This window comes from Butyrivibrio sp. FC2001 (assembly GCF_000424125.1).
Classification (GTDB): domain Bacteria; phylum Bacillota; class Clostridia; order Lachnospirales; family Lachnospiraceae; genus Butyrivibrio.
On sequence record NZ_AUJH01000024.1, the window covers coordinates 54,095 to 60,855 of the forward strand.

At 36.1% G+C, this 6,761-nt stretch carries 11 protein-coding genes; all 11 read right to left on the bottom strand.

What is annotated here, in order from left to right:
- Nucleotides 1-100: 100 nt before the first annotated feature.
- Nucleotides 101-853, bottom strand: coding sequence for a leucine-rich repeat domain-containing protein (locus G601_RS0111830; RefSeq protein ID WP_207638049.1), 753 nt, complete (start codon nt 851-853; stop codon nt 101-103).
- Between the two features lie 30 nt (nt 854-883).
- Nucleotides 884-1,336, bottom strand: a complete 453-nt coding sequence (locus G601_RS0111835) for a hypothetical protein (RefSeq protein WP_026665492.1) — start codon at nt 1,334-1,336, stop codon at nt 884-886.
- Between the two features lie 24 nt (nt 1,337-1,360).
- Nucleotides 1,361-1,540 carry a hypothetical protein gene (locus G601_RS0111840; protein ID WP_026665493.1) on the bottom strand — a complete coding sequence of 60 codons (180 nt, stop codon included), beginning with the start codon at nt 1,538-1,540 and terminating at the stop codon, nt 1,361-1,363.
- Nucleotides 1,541-1,704: 164 nt separating this feature from the next.
- A complete protein-coding gene (locus G601_RS0111845; protein WP_196814225.1) occupies nt 1,705-1,989 on the bottom strand; it encodes a hypothetical protein in 285 nt (94 codons plus the stop codon).
- 227 nt (nt 1,990-2,216) lie between these two features.
- On the bottom strand, nt 2,217-2,468 hold the full coding sequence (locus G601_RS0111855) for a hypothetical protein (protein WP_196808881.1): 252 nt from the start codon (nt 2,466-2,468) through the stop codon (nt 2,217-2,219).
- Complete coding sequence (locus tag G601_RS0111860) at nt 2,419-2,631, bottom strand: hypothetical protein (protein ID WP_026665495.1); 213 nt, start codon at nt 2,629-2,631, stop codon at nt 2,419-2,421. Before G601_RS0111860 ends, G601_RS0111855 begins: the two co-directional genes overlap by 50 nt.
- Nucleotides 2,628-3,908 (bottom strand): S41 family peptidase, encoded by a 1,281-nt coding sequence (locus G601_RS0111865; protein WP_026665496.1) that lies wholly within the window; start codon nt 3,906-3,908, stop codon nt 2,628-2,630. The genes G601_RS0111860 and G601_RS0111865 overlap by 4 nt, the downstream gene beginning before the upstream one ends.
- 2 nt (nt 3,909-3,910) lie before the next feature.
- Complete coding sequence (locus G601_RS25770) at nt 3,911-4,231, bottom strand: S41 family peptidase (protein WP_081673512.1); 321 nt, start codon at nt 4,229-4,231, stop codon at nt 3,911-3,913.
- 30 nt (nt 4,232-4,261) lie between these two features.
- Nucleotides 4,262-4,846: a S41 family peptidase gene (locus G601_RS0111875; protein ID WP_155834527.1), complete on the bottom strand. Its 585-nt coding sequence runs from the start codon at nt 4,844-4,846 to the stop codon at nt 4,262-4,264.
- A 100-nt stretch (nt 4,847-4,946) separates the two neighbouring features.
- Nucleotides 4,947-6,335, bottom strand: a complete 1,389-nt coding sequence (locus G601_RS25085; protein WP_051205796.1) for a DUF1287 domain-containing protein — start codon at nt 6,333-6,335, stop codon at nt 4,947-4,949.
- Nucleotides 6,336-6,517: 182 nt separating this feature from the next.
- A partial coding sequence (locus tag G601_RS0111885; protein WP_026665498.1) for a BrnA antitoxin family protein occupies nt 6,518-6,761 on the bottom strand: 244 nt, incomplete at its 5' end.

The following is a 6,761-nucleotide window of genomic DNA, read 5'->3' on the forward strand; positions in this document are numbered from 1 at the left end:
AAGCATTTTAATTTCAAATTTTCTTCTACGTATTATTCCTCTAGCTAAAATTTTGCCTTCTTCTGCATAACTAATGATAAGCAGAAATATTCTAACATCTTTATCTCAACTTAAATTTGCAGCCATAAAATGCGCCTTTCCCAACTCTTTTCACACCTTTAATCCCTTTAACTTCTGATAATTTGGAGCATCTGTAAAACGAACGCGCGCCAATATTATGACAGGTTTTAGGTAAAACAATGGTCTTTACTTTACTGTATGCAAAAGCTCTGTCCATAATAGTTGTTACGCCCTTAGGGATTGTGTATTTTTTCTGCAGAGTAATCGTTCCATAAAGCTTTTTCCCATCCTTAGAAAGCAGCGCTCCTTTTTTATATATAAAATATTCGTTATTAGGATCAACTTTGATTTCCTTTAGATTAGTGAAGTTGGAAAAGGTTCCCTTTTGTACTCTTGCTATGGTCTTCGGAAGAGTGATTATCTGTGTCACTTTATTTTTTATGTTTTTATATGCATCCTGCTTAAGGTTTTTATCCGCAATGTCAGGATAGCATAACCCACTTATCTCCGTGACGGAATACATTTTTCCGTTAATAGTTACTTCCTCAGGAATAATGATCTCATTTTCCTTGTTTTGCAATTTTGCGCTCACTTTACCTTTTACCTCAGCTGAAGGTTCACTTATTATGTAATAATCAGCGGCAGATGTCTTTAAATCAGGCTCTGCTATTTTGGCGCTTACTGGCATACATATTGCCCCGAACATGATTATTGCTGCTAAAAACAATGCTACTTTTTTCATTACATTTCCTCCTAAAACATAATTATTCTTTCCGTTTAGTTCATTCATCATTACATGCATTTCATATTTTTTGTGATTACACTACTCAAACTTGCACTTAATTGGAATCAATAATGCCGTGATAATGAATCCATATAGTAGTGGAACAAAAATCAAAAAGAACTTGAATATAAAAGATTCTAGATCTTCGCTAAACACTGAAAGGCATATTCCATAGATAGCTGCACCTATTAAACTTGAAATAATAACTCCTGCTATAGCACAGTTAACAGCAACCACACATTCATGCCTTGTTGCATTATCTTCTATTTTAGTTTCCTTTGAAAGCACCCTAAAAAAGCTACCAGCTTTTCCGCTTGCTGCTAATATAATAAGAGTAATTCCTATAATGCAAAATAGTGATGGAAAGTCTAATATACGTATAAATATGATCTGTGAAGCCCCCTCAATGCCACTGCTGACATCTATGGTCCATAAAAAGCAAACCAGTAATATTACGCCAACAATTAAACACCCCACATTAGTTTTTTTCATTGTCAAAATCCTCCCTTAAGCACCTTAAAAACAATCTACCCATCCACAGCTTTTAACATCTTCAAAAGTAATCTGTTGTTCAACTTCCTGCATAGTATCAGTAAAAGGCTCTGGTCTTGGCCTTAAGCTGAAAAATATCGCTGTCACAATAATTGCAGTTACAACTACCCCAAAATAGATTATTATTCTCTTTTTTGCATACATAGTTCACCCTCCGAATTCATTATTCCTATATATATAACGCGCGAGATGCCCATTTCGGGACACAAAAATTGGAAATTTCTGATTACATAATAATAATGTTTGATGACTTGCTCTTTGTGACATGCTTTGCCTGATTTTTCTCCCCCTTGTTTTTCAATATGATGTCAGCTTATAAGCATATTTGCCCTTTCCAAATTCTTTTTACTTACAAATACGTGATATACATATGAAACAGGTCCTGCTGACTGTGAAAAAGTAAAGGCTCCCCCACCACCTACACTAGCTCCCATTGAACCATGCACCATAGTTCCAATTGAAGATTCATTCTTTTTTGTAACACACTCATATTCAATATTGTTCTGCTTTAAGATCTCTGTAATTCTGGCAATTTCCATTGCTGATGAATCTGTTAAAAGCTTTGCTTTATCCCATGGCATTAACATACTCATAATCTCCCGTAAACACGTACTAATTGTTTTTCTAATTCAGTCCCATAGGCTCATTTTTTCCGCTTTTTCAGATAAGCTTCTGCCTTTCTGATCAAGGCCGCTACTATCTCTTCTTTTCTTCTAATAAATGGAACAATCAATAATACTATTAAGACTTGTAATGTGAAATTAATTATTTGAGTAAATAATATCATTTCTCCGTACCTCCACTCATAATCTGCAAGAAACTAATAGTAAAATTCAATCGTTCCGGATTCATAATTCTCATCATTTCCGAAAGCAGCTTCTCCTTCGCACCATCCACTCATGAAAAATAAAACATTTTCAAATTCAAATGTGCTATCCGCAAGGTATTGCTTTGTATCATATACATATTCTATGGCATAATCCTGCTTCGCTTCTGAAACAGTCTCATCCTCTATCATAGTCTCAAGTTTTTTCAGCTGATGGAACCCTGATTTTCTTTGTAATCTTTTCAAATTGAGATGACCCTTCATCATAGTGCTCAATACTTCCATCCTTATAAACAACATGATCCGGCATTGGTAAAACCGGCTCTTCTTTTGATGCTTTTACTAATACACATAATAATGAAGTACCAATAATGCATATAAAAGCTACTATAATTATTATTTTCTTCATTTGTTCTCCGCTTTTGCTGAATTTTTTCGTATTTCCTCAAGGCACCTAGCAAGCGGTGTTTCACCTTTCTTGCATGATATATCAGGTATTGTACCGTTTACAGCGTTGATGCTACCATCAGGGTTTTCTCCAACACCATCGGAAAAGCGTATTATAATCCCTGAGTCTGGAAGCATTATCAAAATCGGTGTGGTATGTAAACTATCTCCCGATGTCTTTGTTCCTACTGCTGTAGCCCAACCCGTAGTCTTGCAAAAGCTCGCAAATGCTTCTGATGCTGAATAGACAGTACCACTTGTCAAAACCCATCGCTTTATATTCGGATTGCATTTAGTGCCTTCATAGTTTTCATCTGAAAGGTCAAATACTGTTGTAATACATAGATCAAGCCCTAGCGTTGATATCCAGTCCGGCAAATCTGAAAGGTCTGATACGGGCACTGCCTCAAGGTCACCATGATATGTTTCAAATAGAGAAGATTTCTTATAAAAAGTACGATAAGTAAACTGGTAATGTCCGCCGAATGGTGGAATCAAATTATTCATCCAATATCCCCAACTACCGCCACTATTCCCAGAGATATCAAAAATGATATGTTCCGTATCCGGATACTGTTCAATGTTTTCAGATATTAGATGCTTATCCCTATCAACTAATTCCTGCGTAAAAGAAGGTATTTTGATATATAGTGCATTGCAATCGGAATAATACTGAATAAAAGTCTTATTATGTTGATCTTTCTCTGCTTGTTGCTCAATTTCTTCATTTGATCTAGGTACAATATATCGTTCAGAAAGATTTTCGTTAGTCAATATCTCAATGTATGCCTTATCTTCATTAGAAACAGCTGCTCCCAGTCCTGTAGAATAACAATAAGTTTTGTACAATTCAGGTGAAACAACATCAAGATGGGCAAAGTTCCCAAGTTCTGATAGCATGTCCTGAATTGTTCCATAAAACTTATTCTCATCCGTAATGGATGTTATTTTTTCCTCATATCTTGAGCATATTTCATCCGTGTCTATACCCAGCGTTTGTAGATAAGACAAATAAGGATAATTATTCCTCAATGCATTCCACAAAAATTCATAGTCTTTTGCATAAAGTGACTCTGCTTTTTCTGAAACAGCTTCAGAAGTACTTTCAGAATTTAAATACTGATCTTTCCCCTGTTCTTCTACATTCGAACAACCTGCAAGTACAAGCTGTACGCAAAGAAATGTTGCAATAAGTCCATATTTAACTTGTCCCATAACAGATCCTTTGCCATCTCCCATGCCTACTGATCATTTTTCCTTATCTCTTCAAGACACCGGTCAAGCGGTGTCTCATCCTTGATACACATGATATCCGGATTTGTCCCGGCTACTGCATTTATGCTGCCATCAGGATTTTCTCCAACACCTCCTGAAAATCGTATTAGTAACCCTGAATCAGGAAGTACAAGCATCACTGGTGTAGTTCCTAAGCCATCACCTAAGGTTTTTCTTCCTACTAATTTTGCCCATCCGGTAGCTTTACAAAAGCAAACAAATATCTCCGAAGCCGAGAATACATTATTACTTGTCAGAACCCATTTCTTTATGTCCCTATCAATTATCTCTCCATCACATTCTTCATCTGAAAGAGTTCATGTATACGTATAATATTTGTCAAGCCCCAATTCAGAAGCCCATTCCGGTGCGTCTGAAAGTTCAGAAACAGGCTTTGAGCCAAAATCTGCATAATACTTATTAATCAGTGTAGAAGACTTGAAAAAAGCCCGATATCCAAACTCATATGTACCACCAAAAGGTGCAACCAGATTCTCCATCCAGTATCCATCGCTTCCGCCACCATTTAATGTAATATCGAAAATTATATTCTCTGCCTCAGGATATTTTTTCAAACCTTCATAAACTATGTTGCTATCCCTATCCACCAATTCGTAGCGGAAAGATGGAATTTTAATATACAATGCCTTACAATCAGCGATATATTGCATAAAAACATCCGGAAACTGCTCCTGAGTATCCTGCACAAATTGTTCTGATGACTCCGGTATTTTATAACGTTTTGAAAGTTTTGGATCTGTGACTATCTCGTAATATGTCCTCTCAGTTTCTCTGTAATAATCATCATTTACAAATATGTTATATAAAGATGCATAATCCTCGGGTGAAGCGATATTCAGATGTGCAAAGTTTTGTAGTTCAGCTAACATGTTCTTCATCACAGTACTATCGATACTTCCAAGCACTACATATCAGATAAGGAAGCAAGGATTGATGAAGCTGCAGAAGCGGCAGGATCATTATTTGAATAACTCATGATATTTATTCACTAATCCTATAATGGGCAATAATATCAACGTTTTCAGCCAAAGTATCCCATTCACATACTGTATCAGCTTCCTTTGGCAGATAAATTACACTTAAAATACCATTTTCATCGCGGTTATATGAGAGGATACCAATTTCATCAGAAAAGAATACTATATCTCCGGGCTGCCAATCTTCGTATTCTGAAAGATCTGTTGTCTTTTTGATAGCGTTTCTCGAAAAAAATACATTTAGGACATCGATATCACGAAAATCCATGTCTATGTTTGGCGTATCTACAGTATAAGCCTCCGGATGAGCGATTATGTCCTCATTTACCTGTTTACGTATATCATATCCGGCATCGCGCAGCGACATGGTTACAACATCTGCACTTGTCCCTATCCATTCAGTCGGAAATCCTCCATTATATTGATGCAAACCGTAGGACCAGTCTTCCATAAGCATTATCTCTGCATTGTCAGCAATATCCGTCAAATCATCTATGCCATCCTCATCCTTATCTACTGAACTGGACTTTATCTCTACATAAGACTTACCCATAAGCTCCTTCAGGCTTTCTTCAAGTTCTTTCTCCTTTTCAACCTCATATTTACTCGCTACCGGAAGAAAATATAGTGAAAAATAAAGACCTAATACCAGAGGAGTTACAAGTAAGACACATATGCCTCGTTTGATAAGTAAAGACTTCTTCTGCTCTGGCTTTTTTATCATCAGTTTTCGGAATATGTGCATAATAACTGATTCAAGTAAAAAAATAATTACGAAAACCAGGAATCCCGGCATAAAAAATCCTGTGTTATTTTTTGATATCATTCCCAAAATAATGGCAAACCATATAAAAACCACTATTGCTACAATCATGGTTAACATGCCTTTCTTCTTTGGCTGGGGTTCATCATCAAAGAGTGTTCTTAATAGGCCTTTTTCACTCCATCCATATGATGATAGGAAAAAATTCTTTTCATACTCAAGGCTGTCTCGTATAATATCTTCGAATTTGATTCCGGATTGCTCCTTATTGTTAATTTCGTCCCAATAATAATCAATGCTCAGATTAGAATAGTTTTCATTTCTTGTCTGCATATCTTTGCATAGTAATAACGAACCATTTAATTCCTGCATTTTTTCGTTAATCAAGTTCAGGTTGTTTTCTACAAGTCCCTGAAGATCCGACTTGCCATTCTGCAATTCGGATATATCACCAATAGAAAATCCCATTTTCCGTAAAATGATCACTTTTTTTAGTGTCTCGATATCTTCATTAGAGTAATCTCTATATCCATTACTTTCTCTTGCAGGTTTAATCAGTCCCTTAGATTCATAAAATCTGATGTTAGCGCGATCAATTCCAAGCTGTTCCTCAACGTCTTTAATTGTCATGATTTAGCGCTCCTTTCTGTTTCTTTATCGCTATTATAGGGGTATAAACCTACTTTATAGTCAATATTTTTTTATCATATAGTGAATAAAATTTTTGCAGACTGGCATTTATAGAATGGGGCTATGTGAAAGAGTATAAAAATCCCACAGTCGTCAGGCTGTGGGAAGTATTAAATATTGTATTAATCCTTTATCAGATCAGGATCGTTCAAAGCATCTTCTATGATCTGAGCAAGAATCTTGGTATAACCTTTACCAAGTGATTTTGCTTTTCTAACTGTATTGGGTGAAAGTCTTAATGTCACGTTCTCTTTGCGCCTGATTTCACGCTCCTTCTGGATGCGCTCTGAAACTCTACTGAACTTTGCAAGTTCCTCTTTTGTAAGAAGCGGGTTATCCTCATCATAGGAATAAGGGGTATTCTCA

Excerpts from the sequence above, each read along its gene's own strand:
- G601_RS0111835 (WP_026665492.1), bottom strand. The coding sequence starts at position 1,336 with ATGAAAAAAACTAATGTGGGGTGTTTAATTGTTGGCGTAATATTACTG.
- G601_RS0111865 (WP_026665496.1), bottom strand. The coding sequence starts at position 3,908 with ATGGGAGATGGCAAAGGATCTGTTATGGGACAAGTTAAATATGGACTT.
- G601_RS0111830 (WP_207638049.1), bottom strand. The coding sequence starts at position 853 with ATGATGAATGAACTAAACGGAAAGAATAATTATGTTTTAGGAGGAAAT.
- G601_RS0111860 (WP_026665495.1), bottom strand. The coding sequence starts at position 2,631 with ATGAAGAAAATAATAATTATAGTAGCTTTTATATGCATTATTGGTACT.
- G601_RS0111840 (WP_026665493.1), bottom strand. The coding sequence starts at position 1,540 with ATGTATGCAAAAAAGAGAATAATAATCTATTTTGGGGTAGTTGTAACT.
- G601_RS25085 (WP_051205796.1), bottom strand. The coding sequence starts at position 6,335 with ATGACAATTAAAGACGTTGAGGAACAGCTTGGAATTGATCGCGCTAAC.
- G601_RS0111845 (WP_196814225.1), bottom strand. The coding sequence starts at position 1,989 with ATGAGTATGTTAATGCCATGGGATAAAGCAAAGCTTTTAACAGATTCA.